17 protein-coding genes and 1 pseudogene are annotated in these 22808 nt (G+C 70.3%); 14 read left to right on the plus strand and 4 right to left on the minus strand.

Going from position 1 to position 22808, the window contains the following annotated elements; translation table 11 throughout:
• Positions 1–106 precede the first annotated feature (106 nt).
• The 7 genes from OOK38_RS16025 (at position 107) to OOK38_RS16055 (ending at position 8090) form a co-directional block, all read left to right on the plus strand.
• Positions 107–1048, plus strand: a complete 942-nt coding sequence (locus OOK38_RS16025) for an LLM class F420-dependent oxidoreductase (RefSeq protein ID WP_266759820.1) — start codon at positions 107–109, stop codon at positions 1046–1048.
• Between the two features lie 11 nt (positions 1049–1059).
• On the plus strand, positions 1060–1836 hold the full coding sequence (locus tag OOK38_RS16030; protein ID WP_266759819.1) for an SDR family NAD(P)-dependent oxidoreductase: 777 nt from the start codon (positions 1060–1062) through the stop codon (positions 1834–1836).
• A 97-nt stretch (positions 1837–1933) separates the two neighbouring features.
• The gene (locus OOK38_RS16035; RefSeq protein WP_323178806.1) at positions 1934–3052 is read left to right on the plus strand and encodes an LLM class flavin-dependent oxidoreductase; all 1119 of its coding nucleotides are present in this window, start codon (positions 1934–1936) and stop codon (positions 3050–3052) included.
• Positions 3053–3066: 14 nt separating this feature from the next.
• The gene (locus tag OOK38_RS16040; RefSeq protein ID WP_266848535.1) at positions 3067–4797 is read left to right on the plus strand and encodes an amidohydrolase family protein; all 1731 of its coding nucleotides are present in this window, start codon (positions 3067–3069) and stop codon (positions 4795–4797) included.
• A complete protein-coding gene (locus tag OOK38_RS16045; RefSeq protein WP_266848537.1) occupies positions 4794–6263 on the plus strand; it encodes an aldehyde dehydrogenase family protein in 1470 nt (489 codons plus the stop codon). The genes OOK38_RS16040 and OOK38_RS16045 overlap by 4 nt, the downstream gene beginning before the upstream one ends.
• 263 nt (positions 6264–6526) lie before the next feature.
• On the plus strand, positions 6527–7276 hold the full coding sequence (locus OOK38_RS16050; protein ID WP_266759813.1) for an SDR family oxidoreductase: 750 nt from the start codon (positions 6527–6529) through the stop codon (positions 7274–7276).
• A gap of 97 nt (positions 7277–7373) precedes the next feature.
• Positions 7374–8090, plus strand: coding sequence for a TetR/AcrR family transcriptional regulator (locus OOK38_RS16055; RefSeq protein WP_266849347.1), 717 nt, complete (start codon positions 7374–7376; stop codon positions 8088–8090).
• Between the two features lie 25 nt (positions 8091–8115).
• Here OOK38_RS16055 and OOK38_RS16060 read toward each other — a convergent pair whose 3' ends face one another.
• Both OOK38_RS16060 and OOK38_RS16065 read right to left on the minus strand, forming a co-directional pair.
• A complete protein-coding gene (locus OOK38_RS16060) occupies positions 8116–8949 on the minus strand; it encodes a DUF4232 domain-containing protein (RefSeq protein ID WP_266848538.1) in 834 nt (277 codons plus the stop codon).
• Between the two features lie 323 nt (positions 8950–9272).
• Positions 9273–9668, minus strand: coding sequence for a nitroreductase/quinone reductase family protein (locus OOK38_RS16065; protein WP_266848540.1), 396 nt, complete (start codon positions 9666–9668; stop codon positions 9273–9275).
• Between the two features lie 91 nt (positions 9669–9759).
• On the opposite strand from OOK38_RS16065, the gene OOK38_RS16070 reads away from it, so the two are divergent.
• A complete protein-coding gene (locus OOK38_RS16070) occupies positions 9760–10596 on the plus strand; it encodes an endonuclease/exonuclease/phosphatase family protein (protein WP_266848541.1) in 837 nt (278 codons plus the stop codon).
• Positions 10597–10717: 121 nt separating this feature from the next.
• Here the strand turns inward: OOK38_RS16070 and OOK38_RS16075 are convergent.
• Positions 10718–10939, minus strand: a pseudogene (locus OOK38_RS16075) (transposase); the annotation flags it as partial.
• Between the two features lie 470 nt (positions 10940–11409).
• On the opposite strand from OOK38_RS16075, the gene OOK38_RS16080 reads away from it, so the two are divergent.
• The 4 genes from OOK38_RS16080 to OOK38_RS16095 all read left to right on the plus strand — a co-directional run bounded on the left by OOK38_RS16080 (position 11410) and on the right by OOK38_RS16095 (position 16068).
• Complete coding sequence (locus OOK38_RS16080) at positions 11410–13017, plus strand: glycosyltransferase family 2 protein (RefSeq protein ID WP_266848543.1); 1608 nt, start codon at positions 11410–11412, stop codon at positions 13015–13017.
• Positions 13018–13211: 194 nt separating this feature from the next.
• Positions 13212–13994, plus strand: a complete 783-nt coding sequence (locus tag OOK38_RS16085) for a glycoside hydrolase family 26 protein (RefSeq protein WP_266848545.1) — start codon at positions 13212–13214, stop codon at positions 13992–13994.
• Positions 13991–15643 (plus strand): glycosyltransferase family 39 protein, encoded by a 1653-nt coding sequence (locus OOK38_RS16090; protein ID WP_266848546.1) that lies wholly within the window; start codon positions 13991–13993, stop codon positions 15641–15643. The genes OOK38_RS16085 and OOK38_RS16090 overlap by 4 nt, the downstream gene beginning before the upstream one ends.
• Positions 15640–16068 carry a transposase gene (locus tag OOK38_RS16095; RefSeq protein ID WP_266759799.1) on the plus strand — a complete coding sequence of 143 codons (429 nt, stop codon included), beginning with the start codon at positions 15640–15642 and terminating at the stop codon, positions 16066–16068. Before OOK38_RS16090 ends, OOK38_RS16095 begins: the two co-directional genes overlap by 4 nt.
• 76 nt (positions 16069–16144) lie before the next feature.
• Here the strand turns inward: OOK38_RS16095 and OOK38_RS16100 are convergent, their stop codons facing one another.
• Positions 16145–17659 carry a CehA/McbA family metallohydrolase gene (locus tag OOK38_RS16100; protein ID WP_266759797.1) on the minus strand — a complete coding sequence of 505 codons (1515 nt, stop codon included), beginning with the start codon at positions 17657–17659 and terminating at the stop codon, positions 16145–16147.
• 196 nt (positions 17660–17855) lie between these two features.
• Here OOK38_RS16100 and OOK38_RS16105 point away from each other — a divergent pair, with 196 nt between their 5' ends.
• Positions 17856–20450, plus strand: a complete 2595-nt coding sequence (locus OOK38_RS16105; protein WP_266759795.1) for a bifunctional FO biosynthesis protein CofGH — start codon at positions 17856–17858, stop codon at positions 20448–20450.
• Between the two features lie 71 nt (positions 20451–20521).
• Positions 20522–22681, plus strand: coding sequence for a LamG domain-containing protein (locus tag OOK38_RS16110; protein ID WP_266759793.1), 2160 nt, complete (start codon positions 20522–20524; stop codon positions 22679–22681).
• Positions 22682–22808 lie beyond the last annotated feature (127 nt).

A 22808-nucleotide genomic window follows, 5' to 3' on the forward strand; every position in this document is an offset into this window, starting at 1 on the left:
CGGCCGTCGCCGAAACCCGCCGACCCCTTGTCTGACGGTTCGTCAGCTACGACTATGGCAGCGGTACTCGATAAGTGACGGACCGTCAGATAAGAGGTGTGTGCCCATGCAGGTACTGCCCGAAGGGCGGCTGGCCTACGGGATGCAGCTCCCGGTCCAGTCGCAGAGCACGATCTACGCGGAGCCGTGGGAGGCGGACGCGGGCCCCGACGACCTGGTCGAGATAGCCCGCGCCGCCGACCGCGCCGGTTTCGCGTATGTCGCGAGCTGCGACCACGTCGCCATCCCGCGCCGGCTCGCGGGCGCGATGAGCACCGTCTGGTACGACCCGGTCGCCACGCTCGCCTTCCTCGCGGGGGTGACCGAGCGCGTGCGGCTGCTCAGCCATGTCGCGATCGTCGGGCTCCGGCACCCGCTCGTCACGGCCAAGCAGTACGCGACCCTCGACCATCTGTCGGGCGGCCGTCTGGTCCTCGGGGTGGGCGCCGGGCACGTGGAGGAGGAGTTCGCGGCGGTCGGGGCCGACTTCGAGCGCCGGGGCGCCGTCCTCGACGAGACGATCGACGCGCTGCGCGCCGCGCTGGGGCCGGACGAGTTCCCCGTCCATCACGGCAAGACGTACGACTTCGAAGGGCTCGGGCAACGGCCGCGGCCCGCGCAGGAGCGGGTGCCCGTGTGGGTGGGCGGATCCTCGCCCGCCGCGGTGCGCCGGGCCGCGCTGCGCGGTGACGGCTGGCTGCCGCAGGGCGATCCGCGCGACCGGCTGCCGGGACAGATCGCCCGGATCGGGAGCCTGCGCGCCGAGGCCGGGATCGAGGAGCCGCTGACGATCGGCGCGATCACCGAGCCGCTGTACGTCGGTGCGCCCGGCTGGGAGGTCGGGCGGCGCACGCTGAGCGGGACGCCGGAGGCGCTGGCCGAGTCGCTGCGGGCGTACCGCGCGATGGGCGTGCACCAGATCCAGGTGCGGTTCCGCAGCCGGAGCCGCGGTGAACTCCTCGACCAGATAACGGCGTTCGGCGCGGACGTCGCGCCCCATCTCAGCTAGGGAGTCAGGGCATGGGAAAGCTGGACGGGCGGGTCGTCCTCATCACGGGCGCGGCGCGCGGGCAGGGCGAGCAGGAGGCGCGGCTCTTCGTGGCGGAGGGCGCGCGGGTGGTCGTCGCGGACGTGCTCGACGACCAGGGGGAGGCGCTCGCCAAGGAGATCGGCGCGCACTACGTCCACCTGGACGTGAGCCGGGAGGAGGACTGGAGCGCGGCGGTGCGGTCCGCGCGGGCGGCGTACGGGCGGATCGACGGGCTGGTCAACAACGCCGGCATCCTGCGCTTCAACGAACTGGTCGACACCCCGCTGGCCGAGTTCATGCAGATCGTGCAGGTCAACCAGGTCGGGGTGTTCCTCGGGATCAAGACCCTCGCGCCCGAGCTCGCGGCCGCGGGCGGCGGCACGATCGTGAACACGGCCTCGTACACGGGGCTCACGGGCATGGCGTACGTCGGCGCCTACGCGGCGACCAAGCACGCGATCGTCGGCCTCACACGGGTGGCGGCGCTCGAACTCGCGGCCAAGAAGATCCGCGTCAACGCCGTCTGCCCGGGGGCCGTCGACACGGCGATGAGCAACCCGGCGCAGCTCGATCCGGGCGCGAACACCGAGGAGGCCTCGGAGGCGCTCGACGAGCTGTACCGGAAGCTGGTGCCGCTCGGCCGGATCGGGCGTCCGGAGGAGGTGGCCCGGCTGGCCCTGTTCCTGACCGGTGAGGACTCCTCGTACATCACCGGGCAGCCCTTCGTGATCGACGGCGGCTGGCTCGCGGGCGTGAGCGTTCTCTGACGCCGTATCAGCTATTGACGGTGCATGCGCGCGGTGGAACAGTCGGCTCAACGAATCTGACGGTACGTCAGATACTTGATGGGGACGGTGAACCTCCTTGGAATTCGGGCTCTTTGTACAGGGATACGTGGGCAAGCGGGCCGAGACCGATCCGCTCGCGGAGCACAAGGCGCTGATGGAGGAGACCGAGTACGTCATCCAGGCGGACACATCCGGCTTCAAGTACGCCTGGGCGTCCGAGCACCACTTCCTGGAGGAGTACTCGCACCTCTCGGCCAACGACGTCTATCTGGGCTACCTGGCGCACGCCACGGACCGCATCCATCTCGGCTCCGGCATCTTCAACCCGCTCGCCCAGGTCAACCACCCGGTGAAGGTCGCCGAGAAGGTCGCCATGCTCGACCATCTCACCGAGAACCGCTTCGAGTTCGGGTCCGGGCGCGGCGCCGGCTCGCACGAGATCCTCGGGTTCCTCCCCGGCATCACCGACATGAACTACACGAAGGAGATCTGGGAGGAGACCATCGCGGAGTTCCCGAAGATGTGGCTCCAGGACGAGTACGTCGGGTTCCAGGGCAAGCACTGGTCGCTCCCGCCGCGCAAGATCCTGCCCAAGCCGTACGGGAAGTCGCACCCCGCGATGTGGTACGCCGCCGGGTCGCCGCCCTCGTACTCCATGGCCGCCCGCAAGGGGCTCGGCGTGCTCGGCTTCAGCGTGCAGAAGGTCTCCGACATGGAGTGGGTCCTCGAGCAGTACAAGACCGCCGTCGTGAACGCCGAACCCATCGGGGACTTCGTCAACGACAACGTGATGGTCACCACCACGGCCATCTGCGCGCCCACCCACGACGAGGCGATCCGGATCGCCGTCGGGGGCGGGCTGCACTACCTGCCCTCCCTCGTCTTCCGCTACCACGACACCTTCCCGCGCCCCGAGGGGTTCCCCGTCTGGCCCGAGACGCTCCCCGAGTACAACGCGGAGTTCGTCGAACTCCTCATCGAGGAAGAGCTGTTGATCTGCGGAGACCCCGGCGAGGTGCTCACCCAGTGCAAGCGCTGGGAGCAGGCCGGTGCCGACCAGCTGAGCTTCGGACTGCCCGTCGGGGTCCCCAAGGAGGAGACCCTCCAGACGATCCGGCTGATCGGCGAGCACGTGATTCCGAAGATCGACACGGACCCGGTGCACCGCACGACCCGGTTCCGCCAAGCCGTCTAGGGGGTACTTCCGCGATGCTCGACCACCTGATCAAGGGCGCGACCGTCGTGGACGGGACGGGCGCGCCCGCGTACACCGCGGACGTGGGGATACGGGACGGCCGCATCGCCGTGATCGGCACGGTCACCGAGCCGTCCCGGACGAGCGAGGACGCGCACGGACTCGTCCTCGCCCCCGGCTTCGTGGACCCGCACACGCACTATGACGCCCAGCTGTTCTGGGACCCGTACGCGACCCCGTCCCTCAACCACGGGGTCACCACCGTCGCGGGCGGCAACTGCGGGTTCACCCTCGCGCCGCTGCACCCCGACCGCCCCGAGGACGCCGACTACACCCGCCGCATGATGTCCAAGGTCGAGGGCATGTCCCTGGTCGCCCTGGAGGAGGGCGCGCCCTGGACGTGGCACAGCTTCGGCGAGTACCTCGACGCCCTGGAGGGGCGGATCGCCGTCAACGCCGGCTTCATGGTGGGGCACTGCGCGCTGCGGCGGTACGTGATGGGCCCCGACGCGGTGGGCGGACAGCCCACCCCTGAACAACTCGCGGATATGCTGCGGCTCTTCCACGAGGCCATGGACGCCGGAGCCTGGGGACTGTCCACCACCCAGTCCTCCACCCACTCCGACGGCGACGGCCGGCCGGTGGCCTCCCGGCACGCCGGGCCCGCCGAACTGCTGGCCCTCGCAGGGGCCGTGGGGGAGCACGAGGGCACCCAGATCGAGGCGATCGTGGCCGGCTGCCTGGACCAGTTCAGCGACTCCGAGATCGATCTGTTCGTGGAGATGAGCGCGGTGGCCGGCCGCCCGCTCAACTGGAACGTCCTGACGATCGACGCCGCCGTGCCCGAGCGCGTCCCGCGCCAGCTGGAGGCGAGCGAGCGCGCCCGCAAGTCCGGCGGCCGGGTCGTCGCGCTCACCATGCCGATCCTCACCCCGATGAACATGTCGCTCGGCACCTTCTGCGCGCTGAACCTGATCCCGGGCTGGGGCCCGATTCTCGGACTGCCCGTCCCGGAGCGCATCGCGAAGCTCGGTGACCCGGAGGTCCGCGCCGAGATGCTGCGCCGCGCGGACAGCAAGGAGGCCGGCGTCTTCCGGCGGCTCGCCGACTTCGGCCGGTACGTCATCGGCGACACCTACAGCGCGGCGAACGAGGGCCTGACCGGGCGCGTGGTGCGGGACATCGCCGCCGAGCGCGGCCAGGAGCCCTTCGCGTGCCTGGTGGAGATCTGCGCGGCCGACGAGCTGCGCACGGTCCTGTGGCCCATGCCGACCGACAACGACCCGGACTCCTGGGCGCTGCGCGCCGAGACCTGGCAGCACCAGGACGTCCTGCTCGGCGGCTCCGACGCGGGCGCCCATCTGGACCGCATGTGCGGGGCCCCGTACACCACCCGGTTCCTCGGCGACTGTCTGCGCGGCCGCGGGCTCGCTTCCCTGGAGCAGGCGGTGAAGATGCTGACGGACGATCCGGCGCGGCTCTTCGGGCTGCGCGACCGCGGGCGCGTCGAGGTCGGGTTCCACGCCGACCTGGTGCTGTTCGACCCGGAGCGGATCGACGCGGGCAAGGCCACCCTGGTGCACGACCTCCCGGGTGACAGTCCCCGGCTCGACTCGCGGGCGATCGGGGTGAAGGCCGTGTGGGTCAACGGCGTCGAGTCGATCCGGGAGGACGTGGTGACGGGCGCCGTGCCGGGCAGGGTGCTGCGGTCGGGCCGCGACACCCGGACGGTGAGCACCCGGTGACGGGCGGGACCGGGAGGCCCGAGGAGCAGCGCCTGTTCATCGGCGGATCGTGGGTGGCGCCCGACAACGGGTTCTACGAGGTGATCGACCCGGCGACCGAGGGTGTCGTCGGACTGGCCCCCGAGGCCTCGCGGAACCAGGTGCACGCGGCGGCCGCGGCGGCCCGTGAGGCGTTCGGGGCGTGGTCGCGCACGCCCGCCGAGGAGCGGGCCGCCGTCCTCGCGCGCGCGGCGGACGTCATCCAGCGCAACTTCGTGCCCTACGCCGAGCTCGCGCAGGCGGAGAGCGGCGCCACCACCGGGACGGCGCGCGGGATGCAGGTGGGGGTCGGGGTGGCCCGATTCCGGCGCTACGCGCGGCCCGAACCGGTCGAGCGGCCGCTGCCGCCGCAGATCAACGAGGCGGGGCCGTTCGGAGGGGCGGCCGTGATGGGCGCGCTCGCCGTGCGCCAGCCGGTCGGCGTGGTCACCTGCATCACCTCGTACAACAATCCGTGGGCCAACCCGGCGGGCAAGATCGCCCCGGCCCTCGCGATGGGCAACACCGTGCTGGTGAAGCCGGCCCCGCAGGACCCGCTCTCCGTGTACCGGATGGCCGAGGCGCTCGAGGCGGCGGGCGTGCCGCCGGGCGTGGTGAACGTGATCAGCGGTTCGACGGCGGAGTCCGGCGAGGCGGCGGTCGACTCCCCGGACGTCGACATGGTCAGTTTCACCGGCTCGACGGCGGTCGGGCAGCGGATCGCCGAGGTGTGCGGGCGCGGCATGAAGCGCCAGCTGATGGAACTGGGCGGCAAGGGCGCGGCGATCGTGTTCGACGACGCGGATCTGGGTTCGGCGGTGTCGGGCATCGGCACGACCTTCTCCTTCTACAGCGGGCAGATCTGCACGGCGCCGACGCGGGTGCTGGTCCAGCGGGGTGTGCACGACCTGCTGGTACAGCAACTGGCCGCCTACGCGGGGCACTTGAAGGTGGGAGACCCGCGGGAGCAGGGCACGGTGGTCGGCCCGGTCGTCTCGGCGGCCCACCGCGACCGCGTCGAGTCCTATGTCGAACTCGGGCGCAAGGAAGGCGCCCGGGTGGTGGCGGGCGGTGAACGGCCCTCCCTGCCCAGCGGGTTCTATGTCGCGCCCACGCTTCTCGCCGACTGCACACCGGACATGCGGGTCGTCCGGGAGGAGATCTTCGGTCCGGTCGTCGTCGTCCTGCCCTTCGACGACGAGGAGGAGGCGATCGCCCTCGCCAACGACTCCGACTACGGCCTGATCGACTACGTCTGGTCCGGGGACGTGGCCCGCGCCTTCCGCGTGGCCCGCCGGCTGCGCGCGGGCGGCGTCGGCGTCAACACCGTCGGCCGCAACATGGAGGCGCCCTTCGGCGGCTTCAAGAAGAGCGGCGTCGGACGGGACGTGGGGTCGTACGCCCTGCACGCGTACAGCGAGACACAGGCGATCGTCTGGCCGGGGTGAATCCCGCGGTGCGGGACGGACGCGGCCGGGCCAGGTGCTTCGGCCGTGTCTTTCCGGCGTGAGCACCTGGCCCCGGGATCGGGGCGCGCTTCTTTCCGGCGGGAGCGCCTGGCTCAGGGCTCCGGTCGCGTGTCTTTCCGGCGGGCGTAGCGGTGTTACGGGGCGGGGTACCGCGTCGCGTAGCGTCGCTATCGATTGAGTGTTAGCGTTGCTCCTATCGGGAAGCGGACCCCGCTGCCCCGGCCGGGACAAGGAGCAACGCCATGAGTGAGCAGCCGAGCACCTCCCCGCGCGTCGCGATCGTCACCGGCGGATCCCGCGGCATCGGCCGCGAGACCGCCGAGCGGCTGGCCCGCGAGGGATACGCCGTCGTCGTGAACTACGCGGGCAACGCCGCCGAGGCCGACAAGGCGGTCGCGGCGATCGGCGAGGCGGGCGGGCAGGCCGTCGCCTTCCGGGCCGACGTCGCCGAGGAGGCGGAGGTCGCCGCCCTCTTCGACTCGGCCGAGAAGGCCTTCGGCGGCGTGGACGTCGTCGTCCACGCGGCCGGCGTCATGACCCTGGCCCCGCTCGTCGACCTCGACCTCGACGCCCTGGACCGGATGCACCGCACCAACATCCGCGGCACCTTCGTCGTCGACCAGCAGGCAGCGCGCCGGCTGCGCGCGGGCGGCGCGATCATCAACTTCTCCAGCTCCGTGCTGGCCCTCGCCATCCCCGGCTACACCGCCTACGCCGCCACCAAGGGTGCCGTCGAGGCGATGACCCTGATCCTCGCCCGCGAGCTGCGCGGCCGGGACATCACCGTCAACGCCGTGGCCCCCGGCCCGACCGCCACCGCCCTCTTCCTGGACGGCAAGGACGAGGAGACCATCGCGCGGATGGCCGCCCAGCCGCCCCTGGAGCGCCTCGGCACCCCCGAGGACATCGCCTCCGTCGTCGCCTTCCTCGCGGGCCCCGGGGGCCGCTGGGTCAACGGCCAGGTCCTGCGCGCCAACGGCGGCATCGCCTGACCCCGTCCGTTCCGCCCGCCACCCCGACGACGTCAGGAACTCCGCGTTGAGCGACCGTACGAACCCCGGCAAGGCCGCCCCCGTCACCGGCGGCCCCGTGGGGACCAAGGCGCGCATCCTCGCCGTGGCCGCCGAGCTGGTCGCGCGGTCCCCGGACGGGGACGTCTCGACCCGGGCCGTGTGCGAGGCCGCCGGAGTCGGCGCCCCGGCGCTCTACCGCCACTTCGGTGACAAGGAAGGCCTCCTGTCGGCCGTCGTCGACCACGGCTGGGAGCGGTACCTGGCGGCCAAGCGGGAACGCCACCCCGGCACGGACCCGGTCCAGGACCTGCGCGACGGCTGGGACGGCCACACCGAGTTCGCCCTGCGGAACCCGAACCTCTACCGCCTGATGCACTCCCCGGCGATGCGCACCCCGCCCGCCGCGGCGCTGGAGGCCCACCGGATCCTCACCGGCGACCTGCGCCGCGCCGCCGAGCAGGGCAAGCTGCGGCTCGCCCCCGGACTCGCCGCGCAGATGATCATGTCCGCCAACGTCGGCGTCTGCCTGATGCTGGTCTCCCGCCCGGCGACCTTCACGGACGAGACCCTGTCCCGCCGGGTACGGGACGCGGTGCACGCCGTGGTCTTCACCCCGGACGTGACCACCCCCGGAGCGCGGCCGGCCACCCCCGACACCCCCGACACCCCCGGCGTCCCGGCCACCGCGGCCCGCCTCGGCGCACAGCTCCGGCAGAACCCGAGCCCCGCCTTCACCCCCGCCGAGACGGCCCTGTTCACCGAGTGGCTGGACCGTCTGTCCAACACGGGTTGAGGTCCGGGCGGGGCCCGTCACTTCGTCACTTCGACATGATGAAGTCCAGTGCGTAGCCGGAAGCGGTCGTCCAGTAGGTGACACGCTGAAAGTCGTTGGCGTACAACGTGTCGACGGGCATGGGGACGTCGATCGGCTTGCCCGCGCTGCTGCCGGGCTTGGAACCCTGGAGGCTGAGGGTGATGCTCTCCGCCTCGTACTCGTCCATGGGGCCGCTGACGAGCAGAGCGGCATATCCCTCCTGACCCGGAGCGAGGGTGACGGGTACCCCCGGGGTCGCGTCGCTCTCCTTGATCACGGGCGCCGTGGTCCGACCGTCACCGAGCCGCACGAGGGGGTAGCGGTAGAGGTTGCACTTCTTCGTGCCGGCGTTCTGGACGGTGAGGACGAGGTGCCTGGCGTCCCTCTCCTTCACCGCGGACACCCCGAGCTCCGTCTGGGAGCACGCGGCGATCGTCTCCTTGCCACCACCGCCGGTGCCGGCACCACCCCCCGCGGTGCCACCACTGCTGCCGGTGCCACCGCCGCTCGTGGCGCCGGCGCTGCTCGTGCCCCCACCGCTGCCCTTGCTGCCACCGCTCCCCGCGGTGCTGCCACTGCTCTCGGCGCTGCTGCCACCGGTCCCCGCGGTGCCGGCACCGCTCCCGGCCCCGTCGCCGTCCTTGCTGCCCGAAGCACCGCCCGGCTTCGCCGAAGCCGTCGCACTCGGCTGGGCCGAGGACTTGGAGCTGTCCGAACCTTCGGCCGCGCCCGGCTCGCACGCCGTGGTCGCGAGCAGCGCCGCGGCCGCCGCGGCCCCGAGGGCGTAGGACTTCCAGTTCCTCGGGCTCTTGTGGTTCCTGCGGGCAGGCGTGTTCATGGGTCCCCGTTTCCTTTTCCGATCCGTATGGAGGTCGCATGCGCCGGCGGCCGGGCACCCACTCTGGGAATCCGCCCCGGGCATCCGCCCGTCCTGAGTGCATGAGGACATGGGTGTCCCGTGGACGGGCGGGCCGGGTGTCGGCGCTGCCGAGCGGACGACGTGCCCAGCCGGTGCGACATCCACAGCATCGGACCCCTCGTGGGCCTGGGACAACAGCCGCCCGCCAACCTGGGACGGTGGAACCATCCCACCCCAGATGACCTGCGGAGACGCGGAAGCCTGGGATGCCTCGCCGGGATGCGAGGCCCCCCGGCCGCCCCTCACCCGAGCAGGTCCACCCGCACCGTCAGCAGCCCCGTACCGATCAGCCGTACCGCCGTGCTGTTGCCCCGGGGCAGGGTGTGCAGCCGGGCCACCGGGTCGTCGTCCGGGAGGAGGTGCGCCGTGCCCTCGTGCCAGCGGCCGCGGAGCCGCACCCGCACCCTCGGGTCCGCCTGGATGTTGCGTATGTACTGCGACCGTTCCCCGAACTCCGAGACCAGCCAGAAGGCGTCACCGACGCGGCGGCCGCCGAGCGGGGTGCGCCGGGGCAGGCCGGAGACACGGCCGGTGGTCTCCAGGAGCGCCTGGAACGGCATCCGGCGCGCGAGCGGGTTGACGAGGTGCCGCTGGAAGGCGGTCGTGGTGCGGAACCTGAGGTCGGTGAGGCGGGCCATGGTCGGTGGGGCTCCTGTCCGGGCTGGTGTGTGGCACAAGGGAGTTGTTTCAATGGTCCCCGATGTCGCGCGAAGAAGCAGGTGGCTGCGGATGCGGGTTGTGACCTGGAACCTCTGGTGGCGGTTCGGGCCCTGGGAAGAGCGGCAGAAAGCCATCCTGGCGGTGCTGCGCGAACTGCGGCCCGACGTCGTCGGGTTGCAGGAGGTCTGGGAGTGCGGCGGCCAGAACCTCGCCGGGTGGCTCGCGGACGAGCTCGGAATGCACTGGACCTGGGCGGCTTCCGATGCCTCGGACCGCTGGCAGCGGCGGATCGGGGACACCACGGTCGACGTAGGCAACGCCGTGCTGAGCCGCTGGCCGGTGGTGGCGCAGGAGGTGCTGCGGCTGCCCGCCCCCGAAGAGCTGTACGACGGACGGCTCGCCCTTCACGCCCGCCTGGCCACGCCCACCCACGAGGTGCCCTTCTTCACCACCCACCTCACCTCGGCCATCCACGCCTCGGGTGTACGCCGTGAACAGGTCACCGCCCTCGCGGAGTTCGTCGCCGCGCACCGGAGCGGAACCGACTTCCCCCCGGTCGTCACGGGCGACTTCAACGCCTGGCCGGACTCCGACGAGATCCGGTTGTTCGGGGGGTACAAGACGTCCCCCGCGGTTCCCGGACAGGTCTTCCTCGACGCCTGGGAGTACGCCGACCCGACGGCACCCTCGGCCACCTGGGACCCGGCGAACGCCCATATCGGCCCGCACAGCCCCGCCGTACGCATCGACTACGTCCACGTCGGCCCGCCCGGCCCCGGTGGCCTCGGGCACGTCCGGTCCGTACGGCGGGCCGGGGACGGGCCGGTCGGCGGGGTATGGCCCTCGGACCACGCGGCCGTCGTGGCCGACCTGTCCCTCCCCCCGGGCGGTCAGGACACGCCCTGAGGTCCTGAAGCCCGGGTTGGGCGGGGGCCCGGTGAATCGAAGAGAAGGCCGCTTACCGGTGTCCGGCCGGTTATGACAGGGGAATCATGGTCGGCTGCGGGATTCGAGCGGGATTCCGCCCAAAGACGGTCTTGTACGGCGGGAAGTCGTGCGGCGGCAGGTACTCCCAGGGAATGCCGGTGCGGTTGACGTAGAGGATCGCGTTGACGATCTCCCGTAAGTCGTGGACCCGGGCCGCCGCGCCGGGGCCGGTCCGGTCGGCTCGCCAGGCCGTGAAGACCGGTTCGATCAAGGCCCAGCGGGCGTCGGAGACATCACTTCGATACGGGCGACGTCCACTCACGCCTCACCCAACGACCACCAACGCCAGCAGTCACAAAATCATCCCTAACTACCAACTACTCGGATCAGGTGCCCTCTAAGTCCGAACGCTCAACCCAGCCGCTCAGCCCATGCGCAAGCGTCGTCCGCATCAGTACCTACCTCTTCAGTCACGCACGGGATCAGTTCCTAGCGCAGTCGGCTCGCTCCACCCGACGGAGCGGGGAGACGCAATGGCTCCCGGGCGCAACAGACGCGAGCGGAAACCGCCCGCTCCCCCTCTCTTCATCTCAAGTTATTACGAAACGGACGCCCGCCGACTACGACGAAGCCCTGGTCCTCACCCTGGAGGGACAACGCTGAAGACGCTCATTATTTCGAGTTAACCATCACTACCTTCGACCGCGTTATCCGTGGTGACCGCAGGTCTCATCCTATGGTTCCGGCATATTGACCTCGACCCCTACGAGGCGGTTGGTCCGGGAGACTTGCATGAGTTCAGTTGAAGCCGTCCGAGCGGTACGGTCGGCCGCACGAAATCGACAGGCCCTTGAGCGGCATCCCTGCGGATTGAGCAACTCGGACCTGTTGCCGCTACCGCCGTCGGATTTCGAGAAGTATTCCTATGTCGGCCGCCGCCTAAGGGTGTTGACAGTTGCGTCGCTGGTGAGCATCAGCTGCCTCGCCTTGAGCCAGTTCCGACTCTTCTCCTCGGCGCCACTCCTGCGGTTCTTCTATCCGCTTCTGGCATTCACGGTCCTCTACTACTTGATCTCGCTTTGGGTGAACCTGTTCAGCCGTGATTTCGACCTCTCACGCCACCAAAAGCTCGTGGGTGCCTGGCGCCCCGATGTCTACCCGTCGGTCGATGTCTTCCTGCCGGTGTGCGGCGAGCCGGTCGAGATCCTGCACAACACCTGGACCCATGTCCGTGCGCTGGCAGCCCACTACCCGGGGGTCTGCGAGCCGTTCGTCCTGGATGACTCGGCCAGTCCTGAACTGCATTCCATGGCTGATGAGTTCGGATTCCGCTATGCCACCCGCAGCAACCTGGGTTGGTTCAAGAAGGCCGGCAATCTGCACTTCGGGTTCAAGCAGACCCAGGGCACGTACATCCTTATCCTCGACGCCGATTTCGCCCCGCGCGCGGATCTGCTCCACGAACTTCTTCCGTATCTGGCGGAAGACGAGCGTCTCGCCATCGTCCAGTCCCCTCAGTACTTCCGTGTGCTGGACGCCCAGAACTGGATCGAACGGGGTGCCGGCGCCGTCCAGGAGCTTTTCTACCGGGCTGTCCAAGTCTCCCGGCAGAGCAACGACGGGGCCATCTGCGTCGGAAGCTGCGCCGTCTACCGACGGGCGGCACTGCATGAAAACGGCGGCACTACGCTCATCGAGCACTCGGAGGATGTCCACACAGGCTTCGACCTGCGGAGTCTCGGGTGGGATCTGCGCTACGTCCCGATCGCACTGTCGGCAGGCGTGTGCCCCGATAACGCGGATTCCTTCTTCCGTCAGCAATACCGCTGGTGCGCCGGCTCGATGAGCATGCTGTGCAGCTCCAAGTTCTGGCGGGCAAAGATGCGGATCTCAAGCAGGCTTTGCTACCTGTCGGGGTTCCTCTACTACATCCACACGGCCCTGTTCACATTCGTCGCTCCCCTCATTCCGATTCTGCTCCTGCTGGCGTTCCCGGAGAAGCCCACCGCGGAGACCCTGTGGCTGGTCTTGCCCAGCGTCTTGTACACGACCACTGTTTTCCCTCTGTGGCACAAGGTTCCCTACCGCCTCGAGGCCTGGGCCGCGCGGATGATGTACGGCTGGGCGCACACCTTCGCGATCTGGGACATCCTGCGTAGGCAGCATGTGGGCTGGCAGGCAACCGGTTCTTGCAGCGCGAAGCTCAGCGGCACCAAGCGGCATCGGATCGGCATGTGGTCGTGGGGCGGCGGGACCGCCCTGCTGTGGGTCGGATCCGCCGCATGGCGCACACTCACCCTCGACCCCGTCGATTTCGTCATTCTCCTCTCGTCCGGACTCTTCTACGCTGTGGTCGTCGCGAGAGCCCTGCTGCAGCCTCGTGCGATGGGAACCCCATGACACGCGCCCTTGCCGTCGTCGCGCTGATGTCTCTCACAGCCTTCGTGCCCGCAGCATCCGCCTGCGCCCCAACCGCAGCAGGCCGCCATGGCGGTGCCGTGGCGGCTGCCGATGCCTCGCCCTACGACGTAGGCCCGCTGTTGCGCCCGTCGAAGAAGTACTTCGGAGTGTCCCGGCCCAAAGCCCCGCATTCCATGGAGCCGGTGCTCGACTGGGCTCGGAAGGTCGGCAAACAGCCAAACTTGATCGTCTATTACGCGGGCTGGGGCGACAGTTTCGACGCCTCGGGCACGCGCAACGCCTGGAACTCGGGGGCGATGACAGTCGTCTCCTGGGAGCCGCACGGAACGACGCTCACCCGCATTGCCGACGGTGCGTCCGACAGCTATCTCCGGGAATACGCGAAGGCGGTCCGGAGACTGAACATCCCGATCGCCATCAGCTTCGCGGACGAGATGAACGGCGACTGGGAGGAGTGGGGGACCACCGAGACCAGGCCACAGGAGTACGTCAGGGCCTGGCGTCACGTCCACGATGTCTTCGAGGCTGCCGGGGCCACCAACGTGATCTGGACCTGGTCACCGAACATCGTTCAGCCAGGCACACACAAGGATTTGAGCCCCCTTTACCCCGGCGACGCGTACGTCGACTGGGTCGGTCTGATCGGCTACTTCACCGACTGGGACCCTCGCTCCTTCGACGGCCTGTTCGAAACGACCCTGACGGAGATCGCACGCTTCAGCCGAAAGCCGCAGCTCCTCCTGGAGACCGCCGCCATGCCTGGCCGACACCGCGCTCAAGACGTGCGTGCCCTGTTCCACGGAGTCGCCGCCTCCCCCGGCCTCGTCGGGTTCGCCTGGTTCGACCACAAGGCGCGCGCCGACTGGCGGCTGGACGCGAGCCCGGAGGGCGCCGCAGAGTTCCGGCGTCTGAGCGCCGATGACCTCTACGGCTTCGACGTGCGGAAGGTCCGATGACACCCACGCAGCACGGTTCCCAAACCTTCTCCTCCACCCCCGCACAGGTCGACGACCACCACGCGCCGGCTCACCACCTGCCGAAGGTGCCCACGGTCGCATGGAGCTCGGCCGGATGCCGACGGCGCACCTGGATCAGCCGGACCGTCCTGCTGACGATCCTGGCTTTCCAGGCGGCACTCTCACTGAGACTGTCGAACACGGCGTTCCAGGACGAGGCTCTCTACCTCACAGCCGGTCGGGCCGAAGTGAGCCACCTGCTCCACGGGACAGCGGTGCAGACCAACTACGCCGCGTACTTCTCCGGCTCGCCACGTCTGTACCCGGTACTCGCGGCCGTCGTGGACAGCCGATTCGGACTGTCCGGCGCGCGCATGCTCAGCCTGTTCTTCATGCTGGGCACCACTGCGCTGCTGTACTCGTTCACGCGGCGGCTCTTCAGTGAGCGGGCGGGGCTGGCCGCCGCAGGTCTGTTCTCCGTGGTGCAGTCGACCATCGTCATGGGGCACTTGGCCACCTACGACGCACCCGCCGTGTTCCTCCTGGCATCGGCCACCTGGATCGTCGTGCGCACCGCTGGGATGTCCGCTCCGAGTGTGCTCCTCGCCGCGCCCGTCGCCGTCCTGGCTGTCGGTGTGAAGTATGCGGCCGCCCTCTACCTGCCCACCATCGTCGCACTGGCCCTGCTCACCGCACTGCCGCATCGGCGCCGCAGCGCGTTCCTTCGGGCTTTGCTGCTTGTGCTCGGTATGAGTGCTCTGCTTGTGCTCGGCATGTACAGCACCGATCTGTCGGCAGGAGTGCGCCAGACCACGACCAACCGTGAACATGGTTCCGACGGGGCCATGTTCCTGCTTGAGCAGTCGATCGCGTGGGGCGGACCACTGTTCCTCGCAGCAGTCGCGGGCGGGATCTCGTACGCCCGGCGCTATCGCTTGCACGAGTCACCGCTCGCTCCTGGGTCGAGCGGCCCGGGACGCGTACAGCGGTCGTTGCTCGGGGCGCTGATGTGCGCCACAGCGCTGCTCGCGCCCGCGTATCAAATGCACCTGGGGACGGTCGTGGCGCTGTTCAAGCATGTCGGCTTCGGTCTCCTCTTCGCCGCCCCGATGGCGGGCGTGGGCGTGACGCGACTGGTGGGCGCGCACTTTCGCCACACCCACCTCGGCATTGCTCTGTGGTCGGCAACGCTGTGCATCGGTATCTCGCAGGCAGACTGGCGCTTCGCAAGCTGGCCCGACTCCTCGACGATGATCCGAACGATCTCCTCCCACGTGAACCGCAAGGGCCACTACCTCAGTTCAACGCCCGAGGTACCCGTCTACTACCTGCGTGACAGGACGGCTCACCGCCAGTGGCAGAGCGTTTTCGGTATGGAGTACACGGACGGGCACGGCGTCCGCCACACCGGCACCGATGCCTACTGGAAGGCGCTGCGAAACGGCGAATTCGACCTGGTCGTCCTCGACGGGTTCACCAACCCACGGGTGAACGGCGTTATCACGGACGCGCTGAAAGGGAATCCGCACTACCGTCTTCTCGCCGCCCTGCCTTTCCACAGCGCCAGTAACGACGTCCGGTCCCACCTGCTGCGAACCGTGCCTTTCGTCGAGCACAACGGCCACTACCGGATCTGGTTGAAGCGATGAGTCACTTGACCTGGCACCGAAGGGCCGGGTTCGGCGACAGCACTCCCGACCATGGCAGTGAACGCAACGGCACACTCGGCCTGGTCCTGGCCGTCCCGATCACCGCCACGAACGTGCACGACACCGCCGGCGGCAAGCTCCTGCTCGACGACCTGGCGGCAGCCCATCCCGGCGTGTCCAAGGTCTGGGCCGACGGCGGATACCAGAGCAGCATCCTCAACCACGGCGCCTCGCTCGGCATTGACGTGGAAGTGGTCCAGCGACCACTGCAGCACCGCCGACTCGCACGGGACTACGAAGCCCTCCCACAGAGATCCCGCACGGTGATCCACTGGGCAATGGCTAACCAAATGTCCCGCGAACTGACGGGAGAATCCACGCCAACGTGGCGAATCGAAACGGACACCCAGCACTCATCGGCCTGAACGCAGATCAGATGCCCTCTTAGAGCCGCCAGGGGTGGGCGTGAGGGAGCACGGTCTCCCTCACGCTCCCCTTGGGCTACGCCCCCAGGAAGATCGGGTTGGTGAACCCCGCCAAAGCCCCCGGCACCGGCCCCGCCGCCGTCTCGTGGCGCAGCTCCGCTCGGACGTACGCCGCGTAGGACGCCGTCGTACGCCACTCCACCGTGCCGGAGCCCGCGACCGGCAGCGGGGCACTGGTGAACAGCACGCCCTGGTCCGTGACGAAGCGGACGGTGCAGCGCGGGGCGCCGGTGGCCTCCAGACGGACGGTGACCGGCGTGTCCGGATCGACCCGCAACCGCTCTCCGATCCCAGCGTGTTGACCCTTGGCGCCGGACGCCGTGAAGGCGAGGGAGACCAATTTCGACTCGGCGACGTAGGAGCGGCCCGCGCGGATGCCCTCCTGGACGGCCTCGCGGGTCAGGTCGTCGGCGAGGACCACCGTCTGCGGGGAGCCGACCGGGTCGGGGTCGCGGTGCGCGTCGCTGTTGCCCATCGCGGGGAGCCAGTCGTGACCCCCGCGCACGGACGCGACCAGCATGCTGTCCCAGTCGGCGAGGGCGATCTCGTCGTCGGGGGTGTACGGGCCGTTCCACACCTCGACCGCGTCCGCCTCCCCGAAGCCGAACTTCCAGCCGCAGCCGACGCAGGTGGCGTGCGGATGGGCGGGCACGACGAGCCCGCCGGCGCCTCGGACGCGGCGCGCGAACCGGCCGAAGCGGTTGTCGCGGGCCCGGTAGCGCCAGTCGACGAAAGTGCCCGGGTCCGTGCCGAGCGCCAGCACGTGCCCGTTGCGCGTGGTGACCTCCTCGCCCAGCATGATCAGTAGATCGTCGCCCGCCTGGTCCGCCCAGTGCGGATGCGCGGCATGCGTGTTGTGGTCCGAGGAGTTGATGAAGTCCAGGCCCGCCGCCCGCGCCAGTGCCGCGATCTCGGCGGGGGTGCGGCGGCCGTCCGAGTACCAGGAGTGCAGATGGCAGTCGCCGCGGTACCAGGCGCGGCCGCGGCCTTTGGCGCGCGAGGGCGGATACACCGGTTCCGGAGCCGGAGCGGGCTTCCCGTACGTGAGGGTGATCGTGACCTCGTACGTCAGTCCCTGCGGCGCCACCGTGTACGGGCCGAGCGCGATGTGCCAGGTGCCGGGGCGGACCGGGCCGGGGATGTAGCCGGGGGTCGCGTCGTCCGAGCGGATGAAGAACTCCGTGCGCGCGCCGCCCGACCAGCCCCGGAAGCCACGGCCGCCCAGCTCCGTGCCGTGCTCGTCGAAGATGCCGATGTCCAGGGCGTTGCCCGCCGTGCCGGCCGGGACGGACGGCCTCTCGTAGGTGTAGGAGACCTTGATCTCCGCGACCCCGTCCGGCACCTCGACCGGGAGGTACACGAAGTCGGGGGAGCCGGTGGGGAGGGTGCCGCGCACCGTCCTCGTCTCCTGGTTGTCCGCCGCTTCCGCGTCCGCACCGCTGGGGAAGGTCACGCTTCCCAACGTAAGCGCGGCCGCCGCTCCCGTCACGAACAGAGCGCGTCTGCCTATGCCGTGGTCGTCCTCACACATACTGCTGCTCCCCAAGGTGTCGAGCGTGACAGTGAGATGAGTGATGCGAAGTGTCACTTACCACTGTCGGAGCAGGCTGTGAACAGAGGTGCACGCCCAGGGAATCGGCGGCTTTCGGGGAGACCGCCAGATGCCGTGCGGCCCGAATGGGGTCAGGCCCGGCGATACCTGATCACCTCGACCGTATGCTCGAAGGATGACGACCTCCGCAACGGGCGCGACTCCCGGATCCGGGCCGACGGCGAACTCCATGCGGCGCGCACTCAAGCGCGCGCGGGACGGCGTCGCGCTCGATGTGACCGAGGCGGCGGTGCTGCTCCAGGCCCGCGGCGCGGACCTCGACGACCTGACCGCCTCCGCCGCGCGGGTGCGGGACGCGGGCCTGGAAGCGGCCGGCCGCACCGGTGTCATCACGTATTCCAAGAGCGTCTTCATCCCGCTGACCCGGCTGTGCCGCGACAAGTGCCACTACTGCACCTTCGTCACCGTCCCCGGCAAGCTGCGCCGGGCCGGCCACGGGATGTTCATGTCCCCGGACGAGGTCCTGGACATCGCCCGCCGGGGCGCCGAACTCGGCTGCAAGGAAGCGCTGATCACCCTCGGCGACAAGCCGGAGGACCGCTGGCCCGAGGCCCGCGAGTGGCTGGACGCGCACGGCTACGACGACACGATCGCGTACGTACGGGCCATCTCGATCCGCATCCTGGAGGAGACGGGCCTGCTGCCGCACCTCAACCCGGGTGTGATGTCGTGGACCGACTTCCAGCGGCTGAAGCCGGTCGCCCCGTCGATGGGCATGATGCTGGAGACGACCGCGACCCGGCTGTGGTCCGAGCCCGGCGGCCCGCACCACGGCTCCCCGGACAAGGAGCCCGCCGTCCGGCTGCGGGTCCTGGAGGACGCGGGCCGCTCCTCCGTCCCCTTCACCAGCGGGCTGCTGATCGGCATCGGCGAGACGTACGAGGAGCGCGCCGACTCCCTGTTCGCGCTGCGCCGGATCTCCCGGGCCTACCACGGCATCCAGGAACTGATCATCCAGAACTTCCGCGCCAAGCCGGACACCGCGATGCGCGGGATGCCGGACGCGGAGCTGGACGAGCTGGTCGCCACCGTCGCCGTCGCCCGGCACATCATGGGCCCGGCCGCCTGTCTCCAGGCCCCGCCCAACCTGGTCGACAGCGAGTACGGGCGGCTCATCGGCGCCGGGATCGACGACTGGGGCGGGGTCTCGCCCCTGACCATCGACCACGTCAACCCCGAGCGCCCCTGGCCGCAGATCGAGCTGCTGCGCGAGCAGTCGGCCGAGGCGGGCTTCGAACTCCGTGAACGCCTGTGTGTCTACCCGGAGTTCGTGCAGCGCGGCGAGCCCTGGCTGGACCCGCGTCTGCTGCCGCACGTCCGGGCCCTGGCGGACCCGGAGACCGGCCTCGCGGTGCCGGACGCGGTGGTCGAGGGCCACCCCTGGCAGGAGCCCGAGGAGGCCTTCACGTCCTCGGGGCGCACCGACCTGCACCACACCATCGACACCGAGGGCCGCACCGGCGACCGCCGCGACGACTTCGACGCGGTGTACGGCGACTGGGAGGCGCTGCGGGAGGCCGCGGCCCCCGGCATGGTGCCGTCCCGGATCGACACGGACGTACGGGCCGCGCTCGCGACCGCCGCCGACGACCCGACGAAGCTGACCGACGACGAGGCCCTCGCGCTGCTGCACGCCGACGGCCCGGCGCTGGACGCCCTGTGCCGGATCGCCGACGACGTGCGCAAGGCGGCGGTCGGCGACGACGTCACGTACATCGTCACCCGCAACATCAACTTCACCAACGTCTGTTACACCGGCTGCCGCTTCTGCGCCTTCGCCCAGCGCCGCACGGACGCCGACGCCTACACGCTCTCCCTGGACCAGGTCGCGGACCGCGCCGCCCAGGCCTGGGACGTCGGCGCGGTCGAGGTGTGCATGCAGGGCGGCATCCACCCGGACCTGCCCGGCACCGCCTACTTCGACATCGCGAAGGCGGTGAAGGAACGCGTCCCCGGCATGCACGTCCACGCCTTCTCCCCGATGGAGGTGGTGAACGGCGCCACCCGCACCGGCCTGTCCATCCGTGAATGGCTGACGGCGGCCAAGGAAGCGGGCCTGGACACCATCCCCGGCACGGCCGCGGAGATCCTGGACGACGAGGTCCGCTGGGTCCTGACGAAGGGCAAGCTGCCCGCGGCGACCTGGATCGAGGTGGTCACGACGGCCCACGAACTCGGCATCCGCTCGTCCTCCACGATGATGTACGGCCATGTCGACCAGCCCCGGCACTGGCTCGGCCACTTCCGCACGCTCTCCCGCATCCAGCAGCAGACCGGCGGCTTCACGGAGTTCGTGACGCTCCCCTTCATCCACACCAACGCCCCCGTCTACCTGGCCGGCATCGCCCGGCCCGGCCCGACGACCCGCGACAACCGCGCGGTCATGGCGATGGCCCGCCTCCTGCTGCACCCGCACATCCCCAACATCCAGACCAGCTGGGTCAAGCTGGGCACCGAGGGCGCGGCCGAGATGCTCCGCTCCGGCGCCAACGACCTGGGCGGAACCCTGATGGAGGAGACCATCTCCCGGATGGCGGGCTCCAGTTACGGCTCCTACAAGTCGGTCAAGGAGCTCGTCGCGGTCGCCGAGGCGGCGGGCCGCCCGGCCAGGCCCCGCACCACCCTCTACGGCGAGGTCCCGCAGGAGCGGCAGCGCGCGGCGGCGGCCTCGGACGGGCATCTGCCGGAGCTGCTGCCGGTGCTCGACTGAGGGAAATCCCTTTCCGTCCTGTCGGTGCTCCCTGTTACCTTCATGCGGCTCACTTGATCAACGAGCCTCAAATGCCAACAGGAGAGGGCGACTTGAAGGATTCCAGAAGAGCGGTCGGGCGAGGACTGCTGGCGGTGGGGTGTTGCACGGTGGCGCTGCTGACCACCGCGGCCGGCACCGCGTACGCACTCGAGAACCTGCCGCCGAAGCAGCCGCTCGTCGCGGATCTGGCGACCCAGGGCAGGGCGTGCGCGACGGGCGCCGACACGGTGTACGTGTCCTCGGCGCCGACGCTCGACGCGGTGCTGTACGACCCGGAGGAGGACAACCAGCCCTACGAGGTCAACCGGGTCAAGGGCGATTTCGAGGCCTGGTGGACGGACGCGGCCGGCGCCGAGCAGCGTCGTACGTTCACCACCAACGACGGCCATTCCGGGAGCCGACGGAGCTGGCAGCTGCCCTCCGACATCCCCGCGAACACGGTCGTCTCCTGGCACGTCCGCGCGAACGACGGCCAGGCCACCTCGGCGTGGAGCGACGAGGGCGCCGGATCGGTCTGCTCGTTCGTGTACGACGACGCGAGCCCCGACAAGGCGGTCGTCACCTCACCCGACTATCCGGAGGACCAGCTCCAGGACGGCGTCGGTGTCTACGGCACGTTCACGATGGACTCCCCCTCCCCGGACGTGGTCGGGTACCGCTACAACTTCATCGGTGGCCCGCAGACGACCGTGCGTCCGGACGAGCCGGGCGGTCCCGCCACCATCCGCTTCCTGCCGGTGCGGTCGGGCCCGGACTACCTCAGCGTCCAGGCGGTCGACCGCTCCGGTCGCGTCAGCGGAGTCACCACCTACTGGATCGTCGTGCACTCCGGCCGCGCCTCCGTCGCCCACTGGAAGCTGACCGACCCGGCGGGCTCCCGTACCGCCGCCGCCGAGACGGGCACCGCCGCCCGCGCCGGCACCGGCGTGACCTTCGGCGGCCCCGCGCCCTCGGGCACCGCCCTCACCTCCTCCGTCGCGCTGGACGGCGGCGGACACGGCTTCCTCACCCCGGACGCCCCCGCCACCGACCTCCGCGAGTCCTTCGCCGTCAGCGCCTGGGTACGGCCCGCCGAGACCGGCCGGACCATGACGGTCGCCTCCCAGGACGCGGACGGCGCGCCCGGCTTCTCGCTCGGCCTGCGCACCGAGGACTCCGGCCCGGCCTGGTCGTTCGCGATCGGTGACGCGCGGGCCTCCGGAGGCTCGCCCGAGACCGGCGAATGGGCCCACCTGCTGGGGCTGTACGACGCGGAGACCGGCAAGGCGCGGCTGTACGTCAACGGCCGTGAGACCGGCACCGCGGCGGACGCGACTCCCGCCGAGGCGGCCGGCGCGTTCCAGATCGGCCGCGCGCGCGGCGCCTCGGGCTACCGCGACCGCTGGCACGGCGACCTCGGTGACGTACAGGTCCACGACCGGGTCGTCGTACCGGACGAGGTCACCGCACTCGTGCACCGCACGCCCAAGCGGCTCGGCCACTGGTCGCTGGACAACGCGACGGACGGCGCGAGCCCCGAGCAGGCGGGCGGCTCCCCGCTGCGGCTCGGCCCCGGGGCGACCATCTACCGGTACTCCGACGCCTCCTGCCTTCCGGAGCTCGACCCGGACTGCCCCTACGTGCCCGAGGCGCTGGTCGGCGACGGGCATCTGCACCTGGACGGTGAGAGCGGCCACGCCGCCCTCGACGGACCGGCCGTGGACACCGGGGACAGCTTCACCGTCGGCGCCGTCGTGCGGCTCGCCGACTCCGAGCCCGCGCACCCCATGACCGTGCTCTCCCAGGCCGGCGAGCACACCGACGCCTTCAAGGTGCGCTACGAGCCGTCCTCGCACGCCTGGCAGCTCGTGATGCCCGAGAAGGACGAGGCCGGAGCCCCGGAGAAGGTGGTGTCCGAGGTCGAGAGCGCCGACGGCGGCGAGGGCCTCGGACATCGCCTCGCCGTGGTCTACGACGACGGGGCCGACACGATCAAGCTGTACGTCGACGGCCAGCTCGGTGCCGGGGACACGGCCGACTTCCCGAACGGCCGGCACAGCAGCGGCGCCCTCCAGGTCGGCAGGGCCAAGGCCGGTGACGGCTGGGGCGAGTACCTGCACGGCGACGTGGACGAGGTGCAGGCCTACCAGGGGGTCCTGAGCGAGACGCAGATCAGGCAGCTCGGCGCGGGCGCGGGCATCGACCCGTGATCCCGCCGGTCCCCAGGCACTGACCACCGTCGAAGCGGGCGGCCGGAGGCGCGGTCCGGCCGCCCGTACGCGTCCCGTCATCACCGCGCGTTCCAGGACGGGTTGCGTCAGACTGGGGGACGACCGG

This window comes from Streptomyces sp. NBC_00568, from assembly GCF_026341855.1.
GTDB lineage: Bacteria > Actinomycetota > Actinomycetes > Streptomycetales > Streptomycetaceae > Streptomyces.

Coding starts and splice junctions, on each gene's coding strand:
- OOK38_RS16065 (WP_266848540.1), bottom strand. CDS start 9,668: ATGGCCCGCCTCACCGACCTCAGGTTCCGCACCACGACCGCCTTCCAG.
- OOK38_RS16040 (WP_266848535.1), top strand. CDS start 3,067: ATGCTCGACCACCTGATCAAGGGCGCGACCGTCGTGGACGGGACGGGC.
- OOK38_RS16090 (WP_266848546.1), top strand. CDS start 13,991: ATGACACCCACGCAGCACGGTTCCCAAACCTTCTCCTCCACCCCCGCA.
- OOK38_RS16080 (WP_266848543.1), top strand. CDS start 11,410: ATGAGTTCAGTTGAAGCCGTCCGAGCGGTACGGTCGGCCGCACGAAAT.
- OOK38_RS16095 (WP_266759799.1), top strand. CDS start 15,640: ATGAGTCACTTGACCTGGCACCGAAGGGCCGGGTTCGGCGACAGCACT.
- OOK38_RS16025 (WP_266759820.1), top strand. CDS start 107: ATGCAGGTACTGCCCGAAGGGCGGCTGGCCTACGGGATGCAGCTCCCG.
- OOK38_RS16070 (WP_266848541.1), top strand. CDS start 9,760: ATGCGGGTTGTGACCTGGAACCTCTGGTGGCGGTTCGGGCCCTGGGAA.
- OOK38_RS16060 (WP_266848538.1), bottom strand. CDS start 8,949: ATGAACACGCCTGCCCGCAGGAACCACAAGAGCCCGAGGAACTGGAAG.
- OOK38_RS16050 (WP_266759813.1), top strand. CDS start 6,527: ATGAGTGAGCAGCCGAGCACCTCCCCGCGCGTCGCGATCGTCACCGGC.
- OOK38_RS16105 (WP_266759795.1), top strand. CDS start 17,856: ATGACGACCTCCGCAACGGGCGCGACTCCCGGATCCGGGCCGACGGCG.
- OOK38_RS16030 (WP_266759819.1), top strand. CDS start 1,060: ATGGGAAAGCTGGACGGGCGGGTCGTCCTCATCACGGGCGCGGCGCGC.
- OOK38_RS16085 (WP_266848545.1), top strand. CDS start 13,212: ATGGAGCCGGTGCTCGACTGGGCTCGGAAGGTCGGCAAACAGCCAAAC.
- OOK38_RS16110 (WP_266759793.1), top strand. CDS start 20,522: ATGCCAACAGGAGAGGGCGACTTGAAGGATTCCAGAAGAGCGGTCGGG.
- OOK38_RS16100 (WP_266759797.1), bottom strand. CDS start 17,659: ATGTGTGAGGACGACCACGGCATAGGCAGACGCGCTCTGTTCGTGACG.